Below are 21,587 nucleotides of genomic sequence, written 5' to 3'. Positions count from 1 at the left end.
GGTCCGGCAAGACCGCCCCTGACGCATCATCAGCCAACTACACTCCGGACGACGCCTCTGACCAGGCCAGATAGCGAAACGCTGCTGGAGTACTAGGCCACAATGCCCCCATGACCGATCACCAGGCCCGCACTCCCGCCCGTCCGCTGCTACGCCGCCCCCAGGACGGTGAACTCATAGACGTCGCCGGTGTCGCGCACTTTTTCCGGCTCACCAGCGAGCACACGGGCGGGCACTTCGCCTTCGAGGAGTTCAGCCTCGCCCCTGGCACCATTGGTGCCAGACCACACGTGCACGACGGACACGACGAGTACTTCTACGTTCTTGACGGCGAGTTGACGCTCCACACAGGAGACGGCGAGGTGACGGTCGGCCCCGGACATCTGCTCGCCGCCACCCGTGGCACCCCGCACGGCTTCCGCAATGCGGGCCCGGTCCCCGCACGCGCCCTGTGCCTCTACACCCCCGCCGGCTACGAAAACTACTTCCGCGAGGTCCACGCCGCCGTGAGCGCCGGGGCCGAGGCGACCGACGAGCTGCTGGCCGAATTCCGCAGCCGTCACCGGACCAGGTCGCATCAGGTTCCCTCGGACAGGCCCTAGTTTCAGGGAAGTCGCGACCGCCGACGATGCGACGGCGTTCGCGTTCCAGGACGTGTTCGCACGTACGTGGGCGACCGCGACGGCAGACAGGACAACCCGAGATCCAGGCCGGCCCGGCGTACGGCAGCGCACAGCATGAGTCGAATCCCTTGAGAACCCGGCCCTCGCAAACAAGTGCCTGGGATGCTCACCTACCCGTTCACACAACCTAGCTCTCGGGCCTGAAGCCGGCGCCGTCGTCACAGCAGGGGAGGTTAAACGGCAAGCCGAGTACGGGATCAACCGGCTCAAGCGCCACCGGGCCGTGACCACGAGGTACGACTGTGAGGATGATCGGGTGCTGCCTCGGGCGGCGATCTGGCCCGAGGCACGACTGGCCATGGTGCCCTGAGTTTGATCTGCCGACCGCCGTCTTTGACGCCTGCTTGGCAAGCTCCAGCTGTGCGTTGACTGTGCATGACCTGTGCCTGGCGTGATCTTTGCCTGGCGAGGTCCACCGTTCGTCTGTGCTTCACGCAGTTCCAGCTTGGGGCTCCTAGGGTTGCGGCGCCGCTCCCCCAGTACGTCCGTCACTTCTGTCCGGAGGACAGTCATGGCCGCCGTCAAGGCTTCCAAGCGCAACAGACACCCCCTCGCCGCACTCGCCGGGGCAGTCGCCCTCACCGCCACGTCGATCGGCGTGTGGGCCGCAACGGCTTCCACCGCTCAGGCCGCCGCTCTCCCGACCCCCGACCACGTGGTGGTCGTGGTGATGGAGAACCACGCCTACTCGCAGGTGATCGGCAGCTCCAGCGCCCCATACATCAACAACACCCTCAAGGCGGGTGGCGCCAACCTCACGCAGTCCTACGGCCTCACCCACCCCAGCGAGCCGAACTACTACATGCTGTTCTCGGGCTCCAACCAGGGCCGCACCGACGACAGCTGTGTCTCGGTCGGTTCCATCTCCGCGCCGAACCTCGCCTCCGAGCTGATCGCCGCGGGCAAGACCTGGAAGAGCTACAACGAGTCGCTGCCCAGCCAGGGTTCGACGACCTGCAGCAGCGGCAAGTACGCGCAGAAGCACAACCCGTGGTTCGGCTTCTCCAACGTGCCGACGAGCAGCGCGATGACCATGGCGCAGTTCCCGACCGACTACACCACCCTGCCGAAGGTCTCCTTCGTCGTACCGAACCTGTGCAGTGACATGCACGACTGCTCGGTCAACACCGGCGACACCTGGATCAAGAACAACCTGGGCGCCTACGCCACCTGGGCCAAGACCCACAACAGCATCCTCGCCGTCACCTTCGACGAGGACAACAGACTGTCCGGCAACCGCATCCCCACCGTCTTTTACGGGCAGCACGTCACCCCCGGCAGCTCCAGCTCCACCACCTACAACCACTACAACGTCCTGCGCACCGTGGAAGACCTTGCCGGTCTGTCCGCGCACGCGGGCAACGCCGCCTCGGCGTCCGACATCACCGGCATCTGGAACTGACGCCCGTGTATCTCGCGGACTCCCGCAGCACCAAGGCCGCCGTCGCCCCGGACACCCGTCCGGGGCGGCGGCCGGCCGCTGTGCCCGGCACCGTGCTGGCCCTGGGTGCGGTCAGCCTGATCACGGACATCTCCTCGGAGATGGTCACGGCCGTCCTGCCGCTCTACGTGGTCGCGGGCCTCGGCCTGTCGCCGCTCGGTTTCGGTCTCCTTGACGGCATCAACAACGGCGTCGGCGCCCTGGTCAGACTGGCCGGCGGTCACCTCGCCGACCGGGGAGGCCGCCGGCACAAGGTCGTGGCAGGCCTTGGCTACGGCCTGTCGGCGGTGTGCAAGCCGCTGCTGCTGCTCGCCCACACCCTCCCCGTGATCAGCGCCGTGCTCGCGGTCGACCGCACCGGCAAAGGGCTGCGCACCGCCCCCCGGGACGCGATGATCTCGCTGGCCACCCAACCCGAGCACCGAGGCCGGGCGTTCGGGGTGCACCGGGCCATGGACACCACCGGCGCGCTGCTCGGCCCGCTCGTCGCCTTCGCCGTGCTACGGGCCACCGTCGACGGATACGACGCGGTCTTCGCGGTCAGCGGCTGCGTCGCCATGCTCGGGGTCCTCGTGCTGGTGCTCTTCGTGCCCCGCCACATCACCCCCGACAGTTCCGTACGGCTGCCCGAACCGGCCCGGCCGGCGCTGCGCGATTCGCTCGGGTTGCTGCGCCGCCCCGAGCTGCGCAGGCTCACCCTGTGTGCGGCCCTGCTCGGTCTCACCACCGTCAGCGACTCCTTCCTCTATCTGCTGCTCCAGCGCGAAGGCGACCTGTCCGCCGATCTGTTCCCGCTGCTGCCGCTGGGCACCGCCGCCGTCTTCCTGATGCTCGCCGTCCCGTTCGGCGCACTCGCCGACCGCATCAGCCGCCGACGGCTCTTCCTGGCCGGCCACGGCGTCCTGCTGCTCGGCTACGGTCTGGTGCTTTCCCCGTGGCACGGCGTCCCGGCCGTGGTCGTCGTCCTCGTGATGCACGGCACCTTCTACGCCGCCACCGACGGAGTTCTCGCGGCCGCCACCGCCGGCGCCGTGCCGGCACAGCACCAAGGTGCCGGGCAGGCGCTGGTCGGCACCGGCCAGGCGCTGGCCCGGTTCACCTGTTCGCTCGCCTTCGGCGCGGCCTGGAGCCTGTGGGGCGGGCGAACCGCACTCGCCGTCACCGCCGCCGCACTGGCCATTAGCGCGGTCGTAGCCTCGTTCGTCCTTCGTCCCGCCGATGAGGTGTCCACATGACCAGAACCACCCGCCTGGTGATCCTGCTGATCGCCGTCCTGCTGCTTGGGAGTGTCGGCACCGGGGCGGTGCTGTACGCCGCCCACCGGTCGGGGATGCGTGACCAGCAGCAGGCGAACGGTCCGACCGTGCGGGCCGGTACCGTCTCGCTCCGGCCGACGGCCGACCGTCGGCTGCTGGTGCGAAACCTGGCCTGGGGCCCGCACCGCGACGAGATCGCCACCGTGCCCGCCGACGATCCGCAGGGGCCGCGCACCGCGTCGGGCGTCAAGTGCCTGCGTTTCCACGCGGCGGCCGGTACCGGCATCTGCCTGCAGGCCGTGCACGGTGCGCTGCGGGACACCTACCGGGCGGTGGTACTCGACTCGCACCTGCACGAGCTGCACCACTTCCCGGCAGCCGGCATCCCCACCCGGGCCCGGGTCTCACCCTCCGGCCACCTGGTGGCCTGGACGGTCTTCGTCAGCGGAGACTCCTATGCCGGCACCAATTTCTCCACCCGCACCGCCATCGTCGACACCCGAACCTGGGCCATCGACGACAACCTGGAGACCTTCGGCATCATCAAGGACGGCCGGCCGTACCGCGCCGCGGACATCAACATCTGGGGTGTCACCTTCGCCGACGACACCCGCTTCTACGCCACACTGGCGACCGGCGGCCGGACCTACCTGGTCCGCGGCGACGTCGCCGCACGCACCCTCACCACCCTGCACCGCAACGTCGAATGCCCCTCCCTCTCGCCCGACGGCACCCGAATCGCCTACAAGAAACGCGTCAAGGGAGCCTCTCCCGACGCCCCCTGGCGGCTGTACGTCCTCGACCTGCACACCATGAAGGAGACCCCGACCGCCGAACAGCGCAACATCGACGACCAGGCTCTGTGGGCCGACGACTCCACCCTCGTCTACGCCCTTCCCGGCGACTACGGCTCAGACCTGTGGACCGTCCCCGCCAACGGCACCGGCACGGCCCGCCGACTGATGACTTCGGCTGTCGCCCCCGCCTACCTGGGGTGACAGGCCGGGGCGGGGCACGGCGATCACCGCCTTCACCAGCCCCCTGAGCAGGCCTTCCTCCCCCCCAGGTTGACGCCTACCGAACAGGCCCGGGCCACCAGTGACTCGGCGACTTGGCGGTCGAGCTCAGCCAGGCTCGCCAACTCGACCCCGTGTTTTTTCGATGTTCGAACTCTCACGGGGCCGTTCGTACTTGCTCCCCAGTAATGATCCTTCCCGGCAGAGGCGACAACACGGGCCACGGGTCACTCCGTGCCTTACCCAGCCTTGAGTCAGCGGGCTGCCGACGCCGGCGGCCGCTGCTTTACCGCAGCGCCCGATTCGGTGCGGGTGAGGGTGGCGGTGATCGGATCACTGGGCGGCTCCCGGGTGGATCGGGCGCGCCGTCCGGGGCGGGATCGCGCACGCGATGGCGTAGGAGCGGTGCTCCGATCCGCATGACCATCGCGGCGAATCCGCACGTGCGGATGCCTGACACCGGTGGGGCGGGGTACGCGCTCAAGTAGAGGTACGCGGCGGCGTGTGGGGCACCGAGGAGATGACGGCACGGTGTCGACTGCGCAGATCACTGACCGGTTCGAGGTGAGCATGGCGCACCCCTACCTGCGGGAGGGCATGATGGGGCGCGCCACCTTCAGCCTGTTCGTTCGGAAGCTGCCTGCCGAGCGGGGATTCCTGGTGGCCGCCGGCCTCGAGTCGGCACTGGAGTACCTGGCGCGGTTGCGGGTGACGGCCGAGGGCGTTGCGGTGTGCGCGGAGGCCTTGGGACGGCCGTACGCCGAGTTGGAGCCGTTCTTGGGAATGGAGTTCACCGGGGACGTCCGGGCGATGCCGGAGGGGCGGATCGTGCTCGCGGGCGAGCCGTTGCTGGAGGTGACGGCGCCGCTGCCGCAGGCTCAGCTGGTGGAAGGCGATGTGCGGATCCTGGTCAGCGGCGGGCTCGACGAATACGCGATCGCCGACCTTGTACGGGCGGGCGCGCCGGTCGACCTGTTCGCGGTCGGCACCAAGGTCGGGGTGTCGGCGGACGCGCCGTATCTGGACTCCGCATACAAGATCGTCGAGTACGAGGGGCGGCCGCTGATGAAGCTCTCCTCGGCCAAGGTGACCGCCCCCGGCGCCAAGCAGGTCTTCCGGTCTCCTGGTTTCGCGGACATCGCGGCACTCGTCGGCGAGCCCACGCCGCCTGGTACGACGCCGCTGCTGCACCCGGTCATGCGGGACGGGCGGAGCACCGGCCCGCCGCCGTCGCTCGCCGACACCCGGGAGATCCTCGCCGAGAACATCAAGAGGCTGGCGGAGACCGCCCGCCGCATCCGAGACCCGGTGGCGCCGCAGGTCACGGCGTCGGCGAAGCTGACCGAGCGGGTGCGCCACGGCCTGGAGTCGAGCAGGCGGGAGCCATGAACGGGTCGGTCAGGATCGGGCGGCTGTTCGGGGTGCCGCTGCGCATGCATTGGACGGTCCCGGTACTGGTCGTGCTCCTCGGCTACGGTCTGGGCGGCCAGACCCTGCCGGACTGGGCACCGGGCCGATCGCACATCGTGTACACGGTGGCGAGTGCGGTGGGGACGGTACTGCTCGTGCTGAGCCTGCTGCTGCACGAGGCCGCGCACGCCGTCACCGCCCGCCGGGGAGGCGTGCAGGTGGAGGACGTGACGCTGTGGGCGATGGGCGGGATGACACGGATGGGGCGGCCGAAGACCGCACGGCTGGCTCTGTGGGTGGCGGTGAGCGGGCCACTGACCAGCCTGGTCATCGCGGGCGTGGCGCTGGGCGCGGGGATCGGGCTGCATGCGGTGGGCGGCTGGGCGGCCGTCCCGGCGGCCCTGCTGGTGTGGCTCGGCTGGGCGAACCTGCTGCTGGGCGCGTTCAATCTGCTGCCCGCCATCCCGATGGACGGCGGCCGGGTGCTGCACGCGCTGCTGTGGTGGCGCACCGGGGACCGGGACCGATCCGCTCAGATCGCCGACCGCGGCGGACAGGTGATCGGCGTGCTGCTCATCGCCGTCGGCTGGGTCGCCTTCGCCCGCGGAGCACCCGGCGGGCTGTGGCTGGCGCTGATCGGCTTCTTCATCACGATCACCGCGGCCGCCGAGCGTCAGCACGCCACGCTCACCACCGTCCTGCGCGGTGTGCGGGTGGCCGACGCCATGTCCCACCCGGTGGCCACCGGACCCGACTGGCTCACCGTCGAGCGGTTCATCCACGAGGTGGCGGTCAACTCCCACCACTCCGCGCTGCCCCTGCTCGACATCAATGGCGAGCTCAGCGGCATGGTGACCATGCGCCAACTCGCCACCGTACGCGGCCCTGACCGGGAGACCCTGCGCGTACGCGAAGTGGCGACCCCGGTGTCCCAGTGCACGCTGGCCACCCCCGACGAACTGCTCATCGACGCCTTCGACCGGGTCCGCCCCGCCGGCGGGACGCGGATCCTCGTCCTGGATCAGGGACGCCGCCCGGTGGGCATCGTCACCGGGCACGACATCCACCGGCTCGCCCAGCAGCACGCGCTGGGCGGCGACTTACAGGCGTGAACACCGCCCTTCACGGAACACGCAGGCACACGTCGGAAATGGTTCGTGGAGGTGGCGACCATCGACGGATCCCGGCTCTCCGCACGTAAACAGCAGATCCTGGCCCAGATCGAGAGCGCCCTCAGTCAGGACGAGCACCTGGAACGGGAGCTACGCACCCTCCACATGAGCGTGGGGGCGATGTTCGCGGACGGGATACGCCGGAGTCGCACGGCAGTGCTCGCCGTGCTGGCGGTCACCTCGGGGCTTCTGCTGGTGGTAGCCACCCGTACGCCGACGGCCTCCATCGCCGCCTTCGCCGTGACATGCGCGGCGACCCCGGCGCTTGGCGTCAGCGTCGTGTACGCGTGGGCCCGCCGCCCGGGTCGGCCGTAATCTCACCGGCCGGTCGACCCGGACTGTTGCGGCTCAACCTGTTGCAGCAGCAGGCGCGCCCGCGCGACAGCCTCCTCGGCGACCCGCAGCCGTGTAGACGCACACCGTGTACTGCGCGTCCTTCAACCAGCGCCGCAGATCCGGGCCACCGGCCCGGCCAGAGGACAGCGGGGCGGTCGCCAACGCGGACGTGAGGCAAGTCAGCGAACGGGCCCGGCTGCGCGGGCTCGGGCAGGTCGGCAGCCTGGGCCCCGGCAGGCGGTCCGCGAAGACCCGATCCCGGCGGGCGAGTAGACGGGCATGGAGTGAGCGCGCGCAGCACACGTGAGGGACCGTGATGCAGCGGATTCGGGCCTCTGACACCGGCGGACGTTAGGGGCGGCCTACCGCGGGTAGCCGCTCGGTAGAGACCGGAGGTGACCCGGCATGCTGTTCCTCGGACTTCTTCTACTCGCCGCAACCGCCGCCTTCACGGGGCTGGCGATCTCCGACAACCTCGGCGGCGGACCCCACTACACGGTGTCCGTGCTCGGCACCGACATCGCCACCATGACCACCCTGGCGATTTTCTGCGCCGGGCTCGCCCTGGCTCTGATCTTCTCGCTGGGCTTGTGGATGGCCACCGGGGGCGCCATGCGCCGGCGCAGCCGAAGGATACGGATGCGCGACGAACGCGACGCGCTGGCCGCCCGGCTGTCGGAGCGTGAGGCGGCCGCAGGGCCGCAGGCGTCGGCGACCACTGGCCAGGCGGGACCGGTGGCGCCCACACTGCCGGCATCGGAGCCCGCGGGGGCGCCCGGACCGCACCGGCACCGCGGCAGGCGGATCCACATCTTCGGCCACTGAGGCAATGCGGACCTGACGGCCGAGCGGCGGGTCACCCGGTGCGTGGGCACCGGCCGCGGTAGCCACCCGATGGCGGAAACGCCGGGCAGGCCGGCGCACCGGAGGCTCACGCCGGGCGGACATGGATCGCCCAGCCGAGGGTGAGGCGTCCCCAGGGGGACAACGTACTCCGTGATGCAGAACAGCTCTTGCCAGGAAAGATCTGCCGCGCGGCATTACAGCGACGCGCTCGACGGGGGCCCTCCCCTGCCAGGTGGGGTGATGGCAGCCTGGGCCACCAGTGGCGGAGCGGTGCTGGTGGACCGCGAACGCACCCGATGGCCCGCCTCGCCGACCAGGCGGCTGGCGACGGAAAACAAGACGTCAGCAACGTTGTCGCCGCGTCCAGTTGTCCGCTGCCGACTATCACTTCTCGGGCCGGGACCCCTGGGGTGGGGTGTCGGCGTGCCTGGCCCTGCGACAGGCCAGGCGGCGACTGCCGGTGCGAGCCCGGTCCGTGGCGTCGATCCCGCACACGGCCAATGCCCGCTGCTGAGTATCTCGGCATCGGGTGATAGCCGGCCGCCTAACCACGTGTGGATGCTCCGCACCCTGACGACGCCCCCAACATCGACGCACTCCTCGCAGGGGCCCCGGGCGCCCCTGCATCCGATGCCGGGTGACCGGGCGGCTGCGGAACGGGTGTTCCAGGCCGCCGCGGAACCGGGTGGCGCTCAGGCGTGGTCGACCAGTTGCGCCTGGCCCTGCTGGCGGGCGCAGTGGCCACAGCAGAAGAACTGCCCGTCCGACTGGAGGCCGTGGCCCAGGATCCGGCACTGACAGTTCGCACACACCGGAGCCATCCGCTGTGCCGCGCACTCCAGGCTGTCGAAGATGTGGACGGACCCGGCAGCTCGCACCTCGAACGCCATCTCGTAGTCATTGCCGCATACGTCGCACACTGCCATGGGTGATCACTCCTCGCGCTACCTGAGAGCTCTTCCAGAAACACCACGAGCCTGAGCCGAGCGTTGCTGCGACGCAAGGCAACCGGCGGCATCGGCGTGCCCGTTCACTCACCTGGTCGCGCCCAGTCATTTCGGCCCGGGTGACAGGCGTACGACGAGGTCGTCGCCCTTGACGAGGATCCGCGCCACCGTTTGCTCCCTCCCTTCCACAACAGCTCCGGCTTCACTGCGGCGCAGGCGATGAACGCGACGACGCCGACCGACCAGCAGCGAAGTGCCGACGGCGCCGAGCGACAGCGCGGAGCCGTGGGGCCTGCCTACAGTGCCGAGGTGAGCCTGGGTGCAGTCCGAACAGGAGTACGTCCGCGGCGTTGACGGTGAGCGCGTCCGGCGAGCCGATGTCGACGGCCAGCGAGACGTCGTCGCCCGGCCACAGGGCGGCGAGGATGCCCGGGGGTACCCGCTGCTAGGCGTCGTGTCCGGCAGCGCGGCCGTCGTCTTCGCCTCGGAGGTGAACACCGGAACAAAAGGCCCTTTCTTCCGGTGCCGGACGACGAGCACGGGAACCGCGGCGCCGGGCTGCGCGTTCACCGCCGTGCTGGCGAGCGAACGGATTACGACGCTACGGGTTCTGCTCCAGGCACGCCGACGAGTAAGGCTGATCGTGGGCGAGAAGGACGCAGGGGCAAAGGGCCTGGACATCGGGCACCCGTCGCAGCACGATCTGCGCCGGATCATGGACGCCATCCTGCATGGCGACCGGACCGACATCCCTGGCGCTATCTGCCGCACGACTTCACTCCGTGGGAAACCGTCTACGGAGACTTCGCCACAGGGCAGAAGGACGACGTCCTCGACCAACTCAACGGTCTCCTGCGCCAGTTGGTGCGCGAGGCGGAAGGCCGGAACGCCGAGCGTCGACCACGGCGCCCGCCTCGACGTCGACGGGCGCCATGGACCGGGATGGGGCCGCGGCGGACCCTGGATGTGAAGGACCAGGGGCCCGCACTCGGGCCTGCCGGATGCGATCAACACCGGGGCGGGTGACCCTGTTGTCATATCGCGCGGAACACTGCCGTGCCTGCTCGACCGAAGCCCCGCGCGGCACTGGCGCGCCACGGCACGGGCCGCTTCAACATACGCCCTGGTCAGCAGCCATCCCGAGATCACAAGGAGATCGTCATGACCATCCAGGCCGCCGGTGGCCTCGTTCTGGAGCCTGCCTCCCAGCAGATCGCCGATGCCACGTCGAAGCCGCCCTTCCTCTACGAAATAGGGCCCGAGAAAGCCCGCAAGGTACTCGACGACATACAGGCGGAGCCGATCGACAAGCTTTCCGTCGACTCGGAGTGGATCACGGTTCCCGCCGAGGTCGGTGACGTCCGTGTCCGCATCGTCCGGCCGAAGAACGCCGCATCGCCCCTCCCGGTCATCCTCTACATGCACGGCGGAGGCTGGATCCTTGGCAACGCCGACACCCACGACCGGCTGGTGCGCGAACTGTCGGACGGGGTGCGAGCCGCTGTTGTGTTCGTCGAGTACGCCCGCTCGCCCGAGGCTCACTACCCCGTGGCGATCGAACAGGGTTACGCCACCGCCCAGTGGATCGTGCGCGAAGGGGCTGCTCACGGCCTCGACCCGGACCGCATCGCGGTGGCGGGCGACTCGGTCGGCGGCAATATGACCGCCGCACTGGCTCTGATGGCCAAGGAGCGCGGCGACGTCCGCTTCGTACACCAGTCCATGTACTACCCGGTCACCAACGCCGACATGGACACCAAGTCCTACTCCGACTTCGCCACGGGTTACTTCCTCACGGCCAAGGCCATGGAGTGGTTCTGGGACGCCTACGTGCCGGAACGTTCGCAGCGCAGCGAGATCACCGCCTCTCCTCTGAAGGCGGACCTCGACCAGCTCGCCGGGCTGCCGCCTGCCTTCGTCATCGTCGACGAGGCTGACGTCCTGCGCGACGAGGGCGAGGCATACGCCGCCAAACTCCGCGCCGCGGGCATCGACGTCACCACGGTCCGCTACGACGGGATCACACACGACTTCATGATGCTCAACCCGCTCAGCGACACCCACGCCACACGTGCGGCCGTCGCCCAGGCCATCGCAGTGCTCAGCGCCGCCCTGGGAACGAACGAGGAAGCGTAGGTATGCGAAGTCGGCTCCCGTGGCCCGGCGACCATGCCCAGCCGAGACTCGTTCAGCCCCGCGACTCGCGACAGGGTCCACCGCTCGTCAGACACCCGTGGAGCACGGCCTCTTTAAGCAACTCGAGTTGCAGCGTTAAGCAACTCGAGCCGCAGCACAGCGAACTCCCCTGCCGAGACCTTCGGCCTTCGCCGGTCTGGAAAGCCGCAACGAGGCGACACCGCCCTCGCGCCAGGACCGGCGCCACCTCTCCACGGCCCGCAGACTGACCCGAAGATCTTTTGCGATCACCGCGTCCTTCTCACCCCGCCCAAAGCCTTCGGCGGCGAGCATGCGTACCCGCTCACGCGCGGCCTGCCCCTGCGGTGTGTGTGAGACCACCACCCTGCGCGTACCTCATGACTCCGAAGTACCGAAGGGATCACCCAATGTCACCCCCGACAACCCAGCGGAAGGGTCAGTAGCCGGTGTAAGCCGCTCAGTCACAGCTCTTTCGGGCCGTTGCGGCCTCCAGCAGCAGGAGGCCAGAGACGACAGGAGGCCAGCTGGTGAGCAGCCTGTGCTCAATGCCGGTTGGCCATTTTGCTCAGAGATAGTTGGCCACGGCGGTCTCGATCCCCCGATCCCCCGGACAAGACCGATCAAGCAGTTTCGACGACATCGTCGTCACTCTCTGCGCTCCCCCTTTGACCGTTCGCCGGTCAGGGTGTGCGCAGTCAGACGCGACGACGAGTGGCAAGAACGTCCCGATAGCCTCAGGTCGAGGCCCGCGCAAGACCGTAGACAGCTTCTCACCGCCCACCGACACCTCAGCGCCCTGTGTCAGTCGTTGGGAATGCTCAACGTCACCGCAGGCGGCTGGTAAGGCGATCCCAGCGGGAGCGGGTGGCACCGAAGTGAGTCTCGTGTGTCCAGATGTGGGTGCACGACGGGCACTGCAGGTGGAGCAGGCTGCCGGTGTTGGAGAGCAGGTAGCGCCAGTGTTCGTAGCATGTACGCCCCTGCTCGCAGGTGGCGCACCCACGACTGTCGTCGCAGTTCGGGCAGGCCACCCAGGCGCGGCGCCCAATGTCGGCCTGCGGGTCAAGCGGCAGCATGACCGCCCCCTTTCCGCGGGAGCACACCGGCCGAGACCAGCTCGTCGTAGATGCGCTGCTGCTCCGCGCTGAGGCCGGAGTACAGCAGCTCATACGCCTCTTCCTCGCCGCGCAGGGCCGCGATTGGGTCCCAGTCGGGGCCGAGAGCGGCCAGAACATGAGCCCGCCGGAGCATTTCGTGTGAGCTCAGGTCCACGGCCAAGTCGACCACCGCGGGGGTGCCGGGTCGGTCCGCCGCAGGCCTGATCGCTGCGGCCGGTTCGTCCGGTTCGCCAGGAAGGTTGGGGCCGTGGGAGGGCATGCGACCGAACCTAGGTAAGCCTTGCTCGCTCCGGCAAGAGCAGGTGGGAGAAGTCACACCATGTCCGCGACAGCAGCGGCGCCCAGCGCGGCACCAGCAGCTCAGCCGCCTCCGCGTCACCACGTCGCCGATGCCGGTGGCCACGTGGCGCCACCGGGTACCGGAGCGAGGGAGAGCTGCTTCGGCGCCTCCTCCGGATCGCGTGCTGTACGACCGAGGTCCGGCCGTTCACGTTCTGGAGGCACGAAGGGAAAGGGGCCGATCGCCCTGGTCGGGCACTCCTACGGGGGCGCCGTGATCACCAACGCTGCGGCCGGCAATCCCAACGTCAAGGCCCTCGTCTACCTGGCCGCGTTCGTCCCGGACAAGGGCGAGAAGCTCGGCGAGCTCATCACCAAGTATCCGGACAGCGAGATCCAGGCCGCGCTCAATCCCGTGCCCTACCCCAACCCCGACGGCAGCACGGGCACCGACCTGGCCGCCTGGCGCACCATCCCCTCCTGGGGCATCGTCGCGGGCGCCGACAAGGCGATTCCCCCGGCCCTGGAGCAGTTCGAGTACAAGCGTGCCGACTGGCCGGCGGGCTGGAGCCGCCACCAGCCACTCTCCCGGGCCGACGGACACAGCGTTGCGTCATCGGCGTCGAGATCCAGGCCCGGGCCTCGTAGCGCAGGAAGGGGCGGCCGTCGTGACTGAAGGTCACCTTCTGCGCGTACCCGAAGTCCCCGGTGAGCGTCAGCCGGTCGGCTATGTGGATCCGGTCGGTCCCCACAAAGTATCTACACGGGCGGTGCAAGGGGCGTCACCGAAGGTTTCGGTGACGCCCCTCATGTGCCGATCGGCAGGGCTGCTTTCGCCTATCCCGCACCTTGATCCACTAGCCGAGGGTAGGCCCGTCGCTCTTGCGTGACGGCACGCATCCCTCGTTGCCCGGTTCAGGCAGTGGCCAACGCGCACTGGCCGCGGTCGGCCTTCATCGGGCCGGCGGCGGTTGGCCGAACGTCGAAGTCGAACATGGCGGTGGGTACGTACAGCGAGCAGCAGGCGTTGGGGATGTCGACGATGCCGCTGATGCGTCCCTCTATCGGGGAGGAGCCAAGCAGCAGGTAGGCCTGCTCTCCGCTGTAGCCGAACTTCTTGAAGTACTCCACGGCGTTGAGGCAGGCCCGGCGGTAGGCCAGCGTCGCGTCGAGGTAGTAGTTCGTGTCCGTGTCGTGGTCGACGGAGACCCCGATGAACGTGAGGAACTCCGTGTACCTCGGCTCGACGTTGCCCGGAATGAACACGGGGTTGGTAGAGATGCCGTACGTCTCCATGCCGCCCTTGATCAGGTCGACGTGGAAGTCGATGAAGCCGCCCATCTCGATGGCGCCGCAGAAGGTGATCTCTCCGTCGCCCTGGCTGAAGTGCAGGTCGCCTCCCGAAAGCTTGGCGTCCTTGACGTGTACGGGGTAGAAGACCCTCGATCCACGAGTGAAGTTCTTGATGTCCTGGTTGCCTCCGTTTTCGCGGGCGGGCACCGTGCGTGCGCCTTCCTCAGTGATGCGGCGTGCGAGGTCTCCGGTGGCCGTGCCGGCGAGCGCGTTGGTGATGTCCGGCGGTACGGCGAGGGGCGGGACACGGTTGGGGTCCGTGTCGATCAGCGCCTGCTCGCGGGCGTTCCAGCGGGCGAGCATCTCGGTGGACGGGGCGACTCCGAACAGCCCGGGGTGGGTAATGCCGGTGAAGCGAATCCCGGGAAGGTGGCGAGAGACGGCCTGCTGTCCGTGGAAGTCCCATATCGCCTTGTACGCGTCAGGGAAGTAGTCAGTCAGGAAGCCTCCGCCGTTGGCCTTGGCGAAGATGCCGGTGTAGCCCCAGCCCTGTCCTGCCGCGCCCCCGGTCTGCTGCGGCACGGGGCCGAGGTCGAGGATGTCGACGACTAGCAGGTCGCCTGGTTCGGCGCCCTCCACGCCTATCGGGCCGCTGAGCATGTGAGGGATGGTCAGGTCGATGTCGCGTACGTCGTTTGCGGTGTCGTTGTTGCCGACCTGGCAGTCGGTCCAGTCGCGGCACTCCATGCGGAACTCCGCTCCTGGCTTCACCATGGCGACGGTGGGGACATCCGGGTGCCACCTGTTGTGGCCGGGCACAGCCTGGTCACGCATCGACTTGGTTTGGTCAACCTTGAATATGACTTCGGGCATGACGGCGTCTCGTTTCTGATTGAGTCAGGATGTTGTGCCCGTACTTCCGGCCGATCCGGCTGGGGCCGGCTGTCGCGTTTTCCTGGTGAGTGGCCACAACGCCGCGAAGACGACGACACCGAAGACCCCGAGGGCGATGGCGATCTCCGTGGTGTGCTTCCAGTAGCCGGAGAGCAGCAGCGCCGCTGGAATGACTCCGGTGACCCAGCCCTCAATCGCCGTCACCCAGCCCACATAGTCGGACAGCTCCTTCTTCTTGAGGCCGAGCAGCAGGAAGAACAGGAACCACAGGAAGGCCCAGTAGAGCCAGATGACTCCGAACGGGTAATCCTTGAAGAGGTGGAAATTGACGAACGAATACCCCAGGGCCACGATTGACACAAACAGGGAGTAGTAGCCGACGCAGATATTGTCGATGCCGGCGAGGAGGACAATTCCCACGTAGAGGTAGGTGAATCCGAATAGATAAATACCGGATGCCGCCAGGATCTTGGCCTGGTCGTCACCTGCAGTGAAGATGAGGTAGGTCGGTGTGAGCACCTGCAGTGCACCCACGAAGAGGTTGAACACTGCTGCGGACTTGGCGTCGACCTTTCCCAGCAGCAACAGCCCGTTCAGGAACAACACCGCACCGACGAAGAGCAGTCCCACATTGCCCACGGGGACGCACCTCCTAAGTCCGCGTGGGAGACGGAATTGTCGAAACCCGCCTGAGACGTTCCGCCTTGTCGACCACCGCCCTCAGGGCCGCGGCAACCGCGAGAGCGCGGGGTGCGGGCGTCGTGGCGCCCTTCTGCCCGGCGGCACTTCGGAAACCACTGCCGGGGCATCACGGGACTGCTCCGCCCGCTCATGGAGAGCGGCGACCGTGTGCGAGGTCAGCGTGAGGCCGGGCGACGAGTACACACGTCTTGCAGTGCCCGCGCAAACAGGGCAGCCGTAAGCGGTGGGCGCGGTCCCGATCGCCAACTTCACGTCGAAAGGCCCACAACGGCTGCACAGGTACTCATAGGTTGCCATCACCACTCCGAGTTCCGGTGGACGCTGGACAACCCCGGGAATGAGGCGCGACACTCTCGTGGGCGCACGTCACAATTCTCCTTCTTCCCTTTCAAGGAGACGACTTGACCGTGGGCGTGTCAAGTCCCGGACGGCCGGGCCGCTGTGTTCGCCGGACGCCGTTTTCCGGGCGGTCCGATGGCGGGTCTCAGAATGCCCCTGCTGGGCCTCAGAACGCCGCGTCGGCCAGCCCGGCCGCAGCCGCCGAAAAAGCCACCACAGGGCTCTGCACCCCGCACAACAGCATTTTCCCGACCTGCCCTTGCTGGCACAGGCGGACCAACTCGTAACTGAATGTGGAGAACGTCGTGTAGGCGCCGCAGAAACCGACGCCGGCGATCTTCGGGATCTGCTCCGGCAGCACGTGCCGCGCGCCGAGGCCCACGATGAGCACCAGGACAAATGAGCCGGTGATATTGATCAGCCATGTGCCACGAGGGAACGAGCCGGGTTTTTGGTACTGCACGTATTGGTCGAGTACGTAGCGCGGTCGCCCCGAGCGCGGCTGCCGCCCCGACGGCGAGCAGAGTGATCATCGCGCCCGCCAGTACCGGGTCCGGGTGCGGGCTCCGCGTCCGGGCCAGCGTCTTCCGGCCGATGGTGGCCCAGAACGGTGGCGGCCAGGCCGGCGAGGAGACTGCCGAGGACGTTGAGCGCCGCGACGGCGTAGTGGCCGTTGCCCAGCAGGTGATCGGTGTCGACCATCCAGGTCGAGAACGTGGTGCAGGAGCCGAGGAACCCCACGGCGGCGAGCGGTCGCAGGTACCGGGCCCGTTGCCGGAGCTCCAGCACGTACACGAGCAGCAGCGCCAGTAGGAACGCCCCGGACACATTGACGGCGAACGTCGTCAGCGGAAACGTCCCCGCCGGCGCGGGAAAGGCGAGCCCCAGTCCGTAACGGGCCGACCCGCCCAGCAGCCCACCCAGCGCGACCGCCGCCAGGAAACCCCCGTGCAGACGGGATCGGAACGACTCGCATTCAGGCCTCAACGAAACGACCCGTGTCTCTGTCCAGTGGCACACCTACCCCATTATCAAGGGGGTTGCCGCTATCGACGGGGATTGCCGCACCCACTCCCACTCGACTAAAATTCAAGATCATCGGTGCCGATCGGTTTCAGGTGCCCGACCGGTTTTCCGGAGCAATGGCCCCACCGATGGAGGACGGCCATGGCAAAGATCCTTGCAGTGCTCTATCCGGATCCCGTGGGCGGATATCCACCCGACTACGCCCGCGACGAGATTCCTACCATCACCGGCTATCCGGGCGGTCAGACCGCGCCGACCCCGCAAGCCATCGATTTCACCCCGGGACAGCTCCTCGGCTGTGTCTCAGGAGAACTGGGACTGCGCAGCTTCCTGGAGGAGCGGGGCCACACGTTTGTCGTCACGTCCGACAAGGAAGGCGCGGACTCCACGCTGGACCGCGAGCTGCCCGACGCCGACGTGGTGATCTCGCAGCCCTTCTGGCCCGCCTATCTGACCCCCGAGCGGATCACCGCCGCGCCCCGGCTCAAGCTGGCGATCACCGCGGGGATCGGGTCGGACCACGTCGACCTGCCGAGCGCGATCGCCCACGGCATGACCGTTGCGGAGGTGACCTACAGCAACAGCATCAGCGTGTCCGAGCACGCCGTCATGCAGATCCTCACCCTGGTGCACAACTACCTGCCCGCCCACGAGTGGGTGAGCACCAAGAAGGGCTGGAACATCGCCGACAGCGTCTCGCGCGCCTACGACCTCGAAGGAATGGACGTCGGCGTCCTCGGCTCCGGCCGTATCGGCCAGGCAGTGCTGCGCCGCCTCAAGCCGTTCGACGTAAGGCTGCACTACAGCGATGTGCACCGGCTGCCCCAGGAGGTGGAGGAGGAGCTGGAGCTGACCTGGCATCCCGACGTCCGGTCGCTGGCGCCCGCGGTCGACGTGCTGTCGATCCACACCCCCCTGCATCCGCAGACGCAGAACCTCTTCGACGACGAACTGATCGGGGCGATGAAGCGCGGTGCGTACATCGTCAACACGGCACGCGCGCTGATCGTCAACCGCGATGCCGTGGTGCGGGCCCTGAACAGCGGCCAGCTGGCCGGGTACGCCGGTGACGTCTGGTATCCGCAGCCGCCACCGCCCGACCATCCCTGGCGCACGATGCCGTACGAGGCGATGACACCGCACGTGTCCGGTTCGACCCTCTCGGCGCAGGCGCGCTATGCCGCCGGCACCCGGGAGATCCTGGAGAGCTGGCTCGATGGGCGCCCCATCCGCCCGGAGTACCTGATCGTCGACGGCGGCGGGCTTGCCGGGACGGGAGCGCGCTCCTACACGGTCGCCGGATAGCGAATGGGAGCCGTAACGGCGGAGTGCCGCCAAGCAACGGCGACGCCTCTGATCAGCGCCTTACTTACTGGCGATCTGACAATGCCGGCTCAGAAACAGTCGGCGGACAGGAAATCCGCAGAAGATCTATCGGAAGATCCAGCCGAAGATCCACCACGTGAGTGGGCAATGGGCCTTCGGCTGTGTCGTGCCGGTTGCGAGCCCGTGCCTGCCGTGATCCGACTCACTCCGAATCTGCTGGCGGGGCGCGACCGAGACCCTTAGCGTGCTGAATAGACAGATATTTTTCCTATGCGGACGCACCGGCGCCGCGCATACTGTTTCGCAAGAAAACCAAGGCGAACTCCGGAAAGGTGGATCAGTGAGCAACATGGACGCCGTGTGGGTACGGGGCGTGAACGGCATTCAGATGCATCACGTGACCGACCTTCAGGATGCCGGCAGATTTTTGGGCAACGCAGCGATGGCACTGCGGGCCGCGCACGTAAGGACCGGCGCCGACCGGTTCTCCAACATCGCCGCCGAGCTGAAGAGCCTGGTGGAGCGAGTGCGGGAGCTGGAGGACGAGGCGCGGTCGAGCATGCACGACCTGCACTCCACCGACCCCGAGCGGTTCGTCCGCTGCCGGGACGGTCACGAGCCGTGGCCTGGTGAGATCCCGGCGGGATTCATCCCGCGCCACACCTGCAAGGACGAGTGCCTTTACCACGATCGTCAGGTCCTCGAAGCCATCACGCAGTGCACCTGCGGCCGGCCGCCGTGCCGGGCGTGCGAGATCGGCGGAGAGCTCTGAGAAGCTCGAGCGGGTGCGGAGCAAGGTACGCGATTGCCGACGGCGAGGTCATACCCGACGCGGACGAGCCCAAAGTCGTTTTCTGTATGGACTAGTTCGGGCCGCTCAACCTGATACCCCACCCGGGCCGGCAGTGGGCCGAGCGCGCCGGCAAGCACAAGGACCCCGACCGCGAACCCCGCCGCAGGCGGCGGGCGACCTACAACCGCTACGGCGGAGTGCGGCACCTGTTCGCCGCCCTGGACCTGGCCAAGGACAAGCTCTACGGCCACATCAAGCCGGTCAAGAAGCGCACCCAGTTCGTGGAGTTCTGCCGGTACCTGCGAACCCTCTACCCACTCGGGGTCCGTATCGCGATCGTCTGTGACAACTTCTCCCCGCACTTGACCACGAAGAAGTGCCAGCGGGTCGGCACCTGGGCCACGGCGCACAACGTCGAGATCGCCTACACCCCGACGAACTCCTCATGGCTAAACCGCATCGAAGCCCAGTTCACCGCCCTGCGCTACTTCACTCTCGACGGTACCGACCACGCCAGCCACAAGGAGCAGGGCAGCATGATCCGCCGCTACATCATCTGGCGAAACCGCCACGCCGACGACACCTGCCTACGTCAGGTCGTCGCCCGGGCCAACGTGGCCTGACCCGCGACCACCCGAACGGTCAGTCTTCAGCCCGCGGTCTTGGTTTTGATGAGCGGCGCGTCCCGCGTGAGCTCCCGGAACCCGACGCTGTAGTACAGCCCGCGCGCCTTGGGATGCCCCGGCGCACCCAGGCAGGCGACCGTCATATGAGTGGCCCCGGCCGCCCGCGCCAGATGCATCCCGTGCAGAAGCATCGCCCTTGCCAGCCCCAGACGCCGGTAGTCCGGATGCGTCCCGACCGGCTCGAACTCAGCGGTCTTGTTCGCTTCGTCGAGCCACATGATCGTCGAGGATGCCATCGTTCCGTCCGGCGCCTCCACCAGGATGTGCAGGTCGCCGCGATACCCCACCGTCTGCCGAACGCCCTGGTAGCCCTCGGCCGTGTACGTCGAGGGAGCCCAGGCGTCCAGATGGGCCTGGACCGCAGCCTTCGGCCCGGCCTCGTCGGCGGTGCGGAACCGGAATCCGTCTGGCAGTACCGGCTGTTCCACGTCGGTGAGGTCCCGCTCGTTGAGCTGGGTCCAGGACCCGGCGTCGCCGAGTGAGGCCGCGTCGGTCTCATAGCCGTGCACCGCCCATCGCTTCAGGGCGAACTCATCGGCGGCGCTCGGCATCACCGTACGCTCGATGTCCGCAGCCGTACCGTCGTACCAGTCGATCACCTCGTCAACCAGCCCGGCATGGTCGGGATGGACCTGATACGCCAGATGGGCGCCGGTGACGTCCTTCACCGACCCGTCGCTCCGCCTCACCTGGTGCGGAAGATAGGCCCAGCTCCACGCCACCAGATCCCCGCCAGAGAACCACAGTCGACGCGGCCAGCTTGCGCCGTCGCCGGCGAGCCCCTTGCCCCAGTTCCAGGCCAGCTCGCCGAACGTCGCGTCGCTGTTCACCAGGTCCGGACGGGTGGCGGTGACCCGCTGCGCCAGACCCTGCATGAGCTGCACGTCCGCGGCGGTCACAAGCTCGACGTTCGTCATAGTGCGCCACGGTGTCAGGACTCCGCGAAGCCGCCGAACCGTTTTCCGGGGCCGCCGATCGCGGCAGAAGACAGCACAACGCGCGAAGCGCATCGTCGTGGCGGCGCAGCCGATGGCAGGCCGGGCAGCCATGTCCCACGATTACGCCGGCCGACTGCGGACATCGACCGCCGCGCGTCACGACCTACAGGGCGAACGTTGCCTGATACGGCACTAGATGCACGGCAAGCGCCGAAGATCGAAGATTGGAATGCGGCGCTCGTCACAGATCCACAACCCCGGGTCCTCTAGGCAGCGGTGGCGGCAGTGGGCGGGCGAAATCGTGCCAGCAGGCGGCCGATTCCGGCCGCAGCAGGGCACGCGGGCGTTCCAGACGTGAATGGTGGCAGGCCAGAACGACTTCGAGTCGCTCCGTGGGCGGCGTTGCGGCCTACGACACCGGTCCCTTGAGGGGCCGTTCGTGCGACATGAACTTCCTAGTCGCCGCTGCTGTTGGTCCGGCTCAGGCTCCGACGCCGGTTCTTCCCGGAGCGGCGCAGCAGCTCGCCCACGGTGACCGTCACACTCGCCAGGACACGGACCCAGCGGGGCCCGCCGCGCTCCGCCCACACCACACATACACACCCGCCGACGGCGAGCGCCAAGACACCGAGCAGCACCAGAACGGTCACGTTCCCCACCCCTGCATTCGTATTGGTCCTGGTGATCCTCTCAGACCGGGAAAGGGTCCCACGGCGCCCGACCCTTCATCCTGGGGCACCAGAAGGGGGCGGTGTCGGACACGTCCCGGGCCTGCCGCACAACCATGCGCCAGCCCCAACAGATCGGAGAGGTGCGCGAAATGAGGACGAGCCGCCCACCGCAGCCACTGAGCCGACGCACACACCGGAAGCGAGACGAGCTTGAACCGGCCGCGGAAGGCGTCCAATTCGATCGACTCCAGCGGCAGC

At 68.1% G+C, this 21,587-nt stretch carries 24 protein-coding genes and 3 pseudogenes; 15 read left to right on the top strand and 12 right to left on the bottom strand.

The window, feature by feature from the left end:
• The first annotated feature begins 110 nt into the window (after nt 1–110).
• From ACZ4RZ_RS45075 to ACZ4RZ_RS45035, 9 genes are all read left to right on the top strand, one after another.
• Nucleotides 111–602, top strand: a complete 492-nt coding sequence (locus ACZ4RZ_RS45075) for a cupin domain-containing protein (protein ID WP_467753372.1) — start codon at nt 111–113, stop codon at nt 600–602.
• On the top strand, nt 577–741 hold the full coding sequence (locus ACZ4RZ_RS45070; RefSeq protein WP_467753378.1) for a DUF6207 family protein: 165 nt from the start codon (nt 577–579) through the stop codon (nt 739–741). The genes ACZ4RZ_RS45075 and ACZ4RZ_RS45070 overlap by 26 nt, the downstream gene beginning before the upstream one ends.
• A 453-nt stretch (nt 742–1,194) precedes the next feature.
• A complete protein-coding gene (locus ACZ4RZ_RS45065) occupies nt 1,195–2,085 on the top strand; it encodes an alkaline phosphatase family protein (RefSeq protein WP_467753371.1) in 891 nt (296 codons plus the stop codon).
• Between the two features lie 5 nt (nt 2,086–2,090).
• A complete protein-coding gene (locus ACZ4RZ_RS45060; RefSeq protein WP_467753370.1) occupies nt 2,091–3,359 on the top strand; it encodes an MFS transporter in 1,269 nt (422 codons plus the stop codon).
• A complete protein-coding gene (locus ACZ4RZ_RS45055; RefSeq protein WP_467753369.1) occupies nt 3,356–4,378 on the top strand; it encodes a TolB family protein in 1,023 nt (340 codons plus the stop codon). Before ACZ4RZ_RS45060 ends, ACZ4RZ_RS45055 begins: the two co-directional genes overlap by 4 nt.
• Nucleotides 4,379–4,927: 549 nt before the next feature.
• Nucleotides 4,928–5,785 carry a beta/alpha barrel domain-containing protein gene (locus ACZ4RZ_RS45050; protein ID WP_467753368.1) on the top strand — a complete coding sequence of 286 codons (858 nt, stop codon included), beginning with the start codon at nt 4,928–4,930 and terminating at the stop codon, nt 5,783–5,785.
• Entirely contained in the window at nt 5,782–6,918 is a 1,137-nt protein-coding gene (locus tag ACZ4RZ_RS45045) for a site-2 protease family protein (protein WP_467753367.1), read from the top strand. Before ACZ4RZ_RS45050 ends, ACZ4RZ_RS45045 begins: the two co-directional genes overlap by 4 nt.
• 51 nt (nt 6,919–6,969) lie before the next feature.
• Nucleotides 6,970–7,293 carry a hypothetical protein gene (locus ACZ4RZ_RS45040; RefSeq protein ID WP_467753366.1) on the top strand — a complete coding sequence of 108 codons (324 nt, stop codon included), beginning with the start codon at nt 6,970–6,972 and terminating at the stop codon, nt 7,291–7,293.
• Nucleotides 7,294–7,719: 426 nt separating this feature from the next.
• Nucleotides 7,720–8,139 carry a hypothetical protein gene (locus ACZ4RZ_RS45035; RefSeq protein ID WP_467753365.1) on the top strand — a complete coding sequence of 140 codons (420 nt, stop codon included), beginning with the start codon at nt 7,720–7,722 and terminating at the stop codon, nt 8,137–8,139.
• A 713-nt stretch (nt 8,140–8,852) separates the two neighbouring features.
• Here the strand turns inward: ACZ4RZ_RS45035 and ACZ4RZ_RS45030 are convergent.
• On the bottom strand, nt 8,853–9,086 hold the full coding sequence (locus tag ACZ4RZ_RS45030) for a hypothetical protein (RefSeq protein WP_467753364.1): 234 nt from the start codon (nt 9,084–9,086) through the stop codon (nt 8,853–8,855).
• A 688-nt stretch (nt 9,087–9,774) separates the two neighbouring features.
• On the opposite strand from ACZ4RZ_RS45030, the pseudogene ACZ4RZ_RS45025 reads away from it, so the two are divergent.
• Both ACZ4RZ_RS45025 and ACZ4RZ_RS45020 read left to right on the top strand, forming a co-directional pair.
• A pseudogene (locus tag ACZ4RZ_RS45025) lies at nt 9,775–10,001 on the top strand (transposase); the annotation flags it as partial.
• Nucleotides 10,002–10,268: 267 nt separating this feature from the next.
• Nucleotides 10,269–11,243: an alpha/beta hydrolase gene (locus ACZ4RZ_RS45020; protein ID WP_467753363.1), complete on the top strand. Its 975-nt coding sequence runs from the start codon at nt 10,269–10,271 to the stop codon at nt 11,241–11,243.
• A 135-nt stretch (nt 11,244–11,378) separates the two neighbouring features.
• Here ACZ4RZ_RS45020 and ACZ4RZ_RS45015 read toward each other — a convergent pair whose 3' ends face one another.
• The 3 genes from ACZ4RZ_RS45015 to ACZ4RZ_RS45005 form a co-directional block, all read right to left on the bottom strand.
• Nucleotides 11,379–11,576, bottom strand: a complete 198-nt coding sequence (locus ACZ4RZ_RS45015; protein WP_467753362.1) for a helix-turn-helix domain-containing protein — start codon at nt 11,574–11,576, stop codon at nt 11,379–11,381.
• Nucleotides 11,577–12,088: 512 nt separating this feature from the next.
• Nucleotides 12,089–12,340 (bottom strand): hypothetical protein, encoded by a 252-nt coding sequence (locus ACZ4RZ_RS45010; RefSeq protein WP_467753361.1) that lies wholly within the window; start codon nt 12,338–12,340, stop codon nt 12,089–12,091.
• Complete coding sequence (locus tag ACZ4RZ_RS45005; protein WP_467753360.1) at nt 12,327–12,641, bottom strand: DUF6400 family protein; 315 nt, start codon at nt 12,639–12,641, stop codon at nt 12,327–12,329. The genes ACZ4RZ_RS45010 and ACZ4RZ_RS45005 overlap by 14 nt, the downstream gene beginning before the upstream one ends.
• Before the next feature lie 60 nt (nt 12,642–12,701).
• On the opposite strand from ACZ4RZ_RS45005, the gene ACZ4RZ_RS45000 reads away from it, so the two are divergent.
• Nucleotides 12,702–13,337 carry an alpha/beta fold hydrolase gene (locus tag ACZ4RZ_RS45000; RefSeq protein ID WP_467753359.1) on the top strand — a complete coding sequence of 212 codons (636 nt, stop codon included), beginning with the start codon at nt 12,702–12,704 and terminating at the stop codon, nt 13,335–13,337.
• Here ACZ4RZ_RS45000 and ACZ4RZ_RS44995 read toward each other — a convergent pair.
• The 6 genes and pseudogenes from ACZ4RZ_RS44995 to ACZ4RZ_RS44970 form a co-directional block, all read right to left on the bottom strand.
• Nucleotides 13,321–13,413: pseudogene (locus ACZ4RZ_RS44995) on the bottom strand (hypothetical protein); the annotation flags it as partial. The gene ACZ4RZ_RS45000 and the pseudogene ACZ4RZ_RS44995 sit on opposite strands and share 17 nt — an antisense overlap.
• Nucleotides 13,414–13,576: 163 nt before the next feature.
• Nucleotides 13,577–14,827: a formamidase gene (gene fmdA, locus ACZ4RZ_RS44990; protein WP_467753358.1), complete on the bottom strand. Its 1,251-nt coding sequence runs from the start codon at nt 14,825–14,827 to the stop codon at nt 13,577–13,579.
• Between the two features lie 24 nt (nt 14,828–14,851).
• Nucleotides 14,852–15,487, bottom strand: coding sequence for an AmiS/UreI family transporter (locus ACZ4RZ_RS44985; RefSeq protein ID WP_467753357.1), 636 nt, complete (start codon nt 15,485–15,487; stop codon nt 14,852–14,854).
• Between the two features lie 81 nt (nt 15,488–15,568).
• Complete coding sequence (locus tag ACZ4RZ_RS44980; protein WP_467753356.1) at nt 15,569–15,847, bottom strand: FmdB family zinc ribbon protein; 279 nt, start codon at nt 15,845–15,847, stop codon at nt 15,569–15,571.
• A gap of 208 nt (nt 15,848–16,055) precedes the next feature.
• A complete protein-coding gene (locus ACZ4RZ_RS44975; RefSeq protein ID WP_467753355.1) occupies nt 16,056–16,352 on the bottom strand; it encodes a fluoride efflux transporter FluC in 297 nt (98 codons plus the stop codon).
• Nucleotides 16,307–16,876, bottom strand: a complete 570-nt coding sequence (locus ACZ4RZ_RS44970) for a fluoride efflux transporter FluC (protein WP_467753354.1) — start codon at nt 16,874–16,876, stop codon at nt 16,307–16,309. The genes ACZ4RZ_RS44975 and ACZ4RZ_RS44970 overlap by 46 nt, the downstream gene beginning before the upstream one ends.
• Before the next feature lie 180 nt (nt 16,877–17,056).
• On the opposite strand from ACZ4RZ_RS44970, the gene ACZ4RZ_RS44965 reads away from it, so the two are divergent.
• From ACZ4RZ_RS44965 to ACZ4RZ_RS44955, 3 genes and pseudogenes are all read left to right on the top strand, one after another.
• Complete coding sequence (locus ACZ4RZ_RS44965; RefSeq protein ID WP_467753353.1) at nt 17,057–18,220, top strand: NAD-dependent formate dehydrogenase; 1,164 nt, start codon at nt 17,057–17,059, stop codon at nt 18,218–18,220.
• A gap of 370 nt (nt 18,221–18,590) precedes the next feature.
• Nucleotides 18,591–19,013, top strand: a complete 423-nt coding sequence (locus ACZ4RZ_RS44960; protein WP_467753377.1) for a hypothetical protein — start codon at nt 18,591–18,593, stop codon at nt 19,011–19,013.
• A 26-nt stretch (nt 19,014–19,039) separates the two neighbouring features.
• Nucleotides 19,040–19,657: pseudogene (locus tag ACZ4RZ_RS44955) on the top strand (transposase); the annotation flags it as partial.
• A 26-nt stretch (nt 19,658–19,683) separates the two neighbouring features.
• Here the strand turns inward: ACZ4RZ_RS44955 and ACZ4RZ_RS44950 are convergent.
• Together ACZ4RZ_RS44950 and ACZ4RZ_RS44945 are read right to left on the bottom strand one after the other, a co-directional pair.
• A complete protein-coding gene (locus tag ACZ4RZ_RS44950) occupies nt 19,684–20,637 on the bottom strand; it encodes a GNAT family N-acetyltransferase (RefSeq protein WP_467753352.1) in 954 nt (317 codons plus the stop codon).
• A 476-nt stretch (nt 20,638–21,113) separates the two neighbouring features.
• Nucleotides 21,114–21,317: a hypothetical protein gene (locus ACZ4RZ_RS44945; protein WP_467753351.1), complete on the bottom strand. Its 204-nt coding sequence runs from the start codon at nt 21,315–21,317 to the stop codon at nt 21,114–21,116.
• Nucleotides 21,318–21,587: the final 270 nt, after the last annotated feature.

The organism is Streptomyces sp. NPDC027189 (assembly GCF_055566975.1).
This window is presented reverse-complemented; position numbering and strand designations above follow the sequence as displayed.

Excerpts from the sequence above, each read along its gene's own strand:
- ACZ4RZ_RS45075 (WP_467753372.1), top strand. The coding sequence starts at position 111 with ATGACCGATCACCAGGCCCGCACTCCCGCCCGTCCGCTGCTACGCCGC.
- ACZ4RZ_RS45065 (WP_467753371.1), top strand. The coding sequence starts at position 1,195 with ATGGCCGCCGTCAAGGCTTCCAAGCGCAACAGACACCCCCTCGCCGCA.
- ACZ4RZ_RS45055 (WP_467753369.1), top strand. The coding sequence starts at position 3,356 with ATGACCAGAACCACCCGCCTGGTGATCCTGCTGATCGCCGTCCTGCTG.
- ACZ4RZ_RS45045 (WP_467753367.1), top strand. The coding sequence starts at position 5,782 with ATGAACGGGTCGGTCAGGATCGGGCGGCTGTTCGGGGTGCCGCTGCGC.
- ACZ4RZ_RS45035 (WP_467753365.1), top strand. The coding sequence starts at position 7,720 with ATGCTGTTCCTCGGACTTCTTCTACTCGCCGCAACCGCCGCCTTCACG.
- ACZ4RZ_RS45030 (WP_467753364.1), bottom strand. The coding sequence starts at position 9,086 with ATGGCAGTGTGCGACGTATGCGGCAATGACTACGAGATGGCGTTCGAG.
- ACZ4RZ_RS45020 (WP_467753363.1), top strand. The coding sequence starts at position 10,269 with ATGACCATCCAGGCCGCCGGTGGCCTCGTTCTGGAGCCTGCCTCCCAG.
- ACZ4RZ_RS45015 (WP_467753362.1), bottom strand. The coding sequence starts at position 11,576 with ATGCTCGCCGCCGAAGGCTTTGGGCGGGGTGAGAAGGACGCGGTGATC.
- ACZ4RZ_RS45010 (WP_467753361.1), bottom strand. The coding sequence starts at position 12,340 with ATGCTGCCGCTTGACCCGCAGGCCGACATTGGGCGCCGCGCCTGGGTG.
- ACZ4RZ_RS45005 (WP_467753360.1), bottom strand. The coding sequence starts at position 12,641 with ATGCCCTCCCACGGCCCCAACCTTCCTGGCGAACCGGACGAACCGGCC.
- ACZ4RZ_RS45000 (WP_467753359.1), top strand. The coding sequence starts at position 12,702 with ATGTCCGCGACAGCAGCGGCGCCCAGCGCGGCACCAGCAGCTCAGCCG.
- fmdA (WP_467753358.1), bottom strand. The coding sequence starts at position 14,827 with ATGCCCGAAGTCATATTCAAGGTTGACCAAACCAAGTCGATGCGTGAC.
- ACZ4RZ_RS44980 (WP_467753356.1), bottom strand. The coding sequence starts at position 15,847 with ATGGCAACCTATGAGTACCTGTGCAGCCGTTGTGGGCCTTTCGACGTG.
- ACZ4RZ_RS44965 (WP_467753353.1), top strand. The coding sequence starts at position 17,057 with ATGGCAAAGATCCTTGCAGTGCTCTATCCGGATCCCGTGGGCGGATAT.
- ACZ4RZ_RS44960 (WP_467753377.1), top strand. The coding sequence starts at position 18,591 with ATGGACGCCGTGTGGGTACGGGGCGTGAACGGCATTCAGATGCATCAC.
- ACZ4RZ_RS44950 (WP_467753352.1), bottom strand. The coding sequence starts at position 20,637 with ATGACGAACGTCGAGCTTGTGACCGCCGCGGACGTGCAGCTCATGCAG.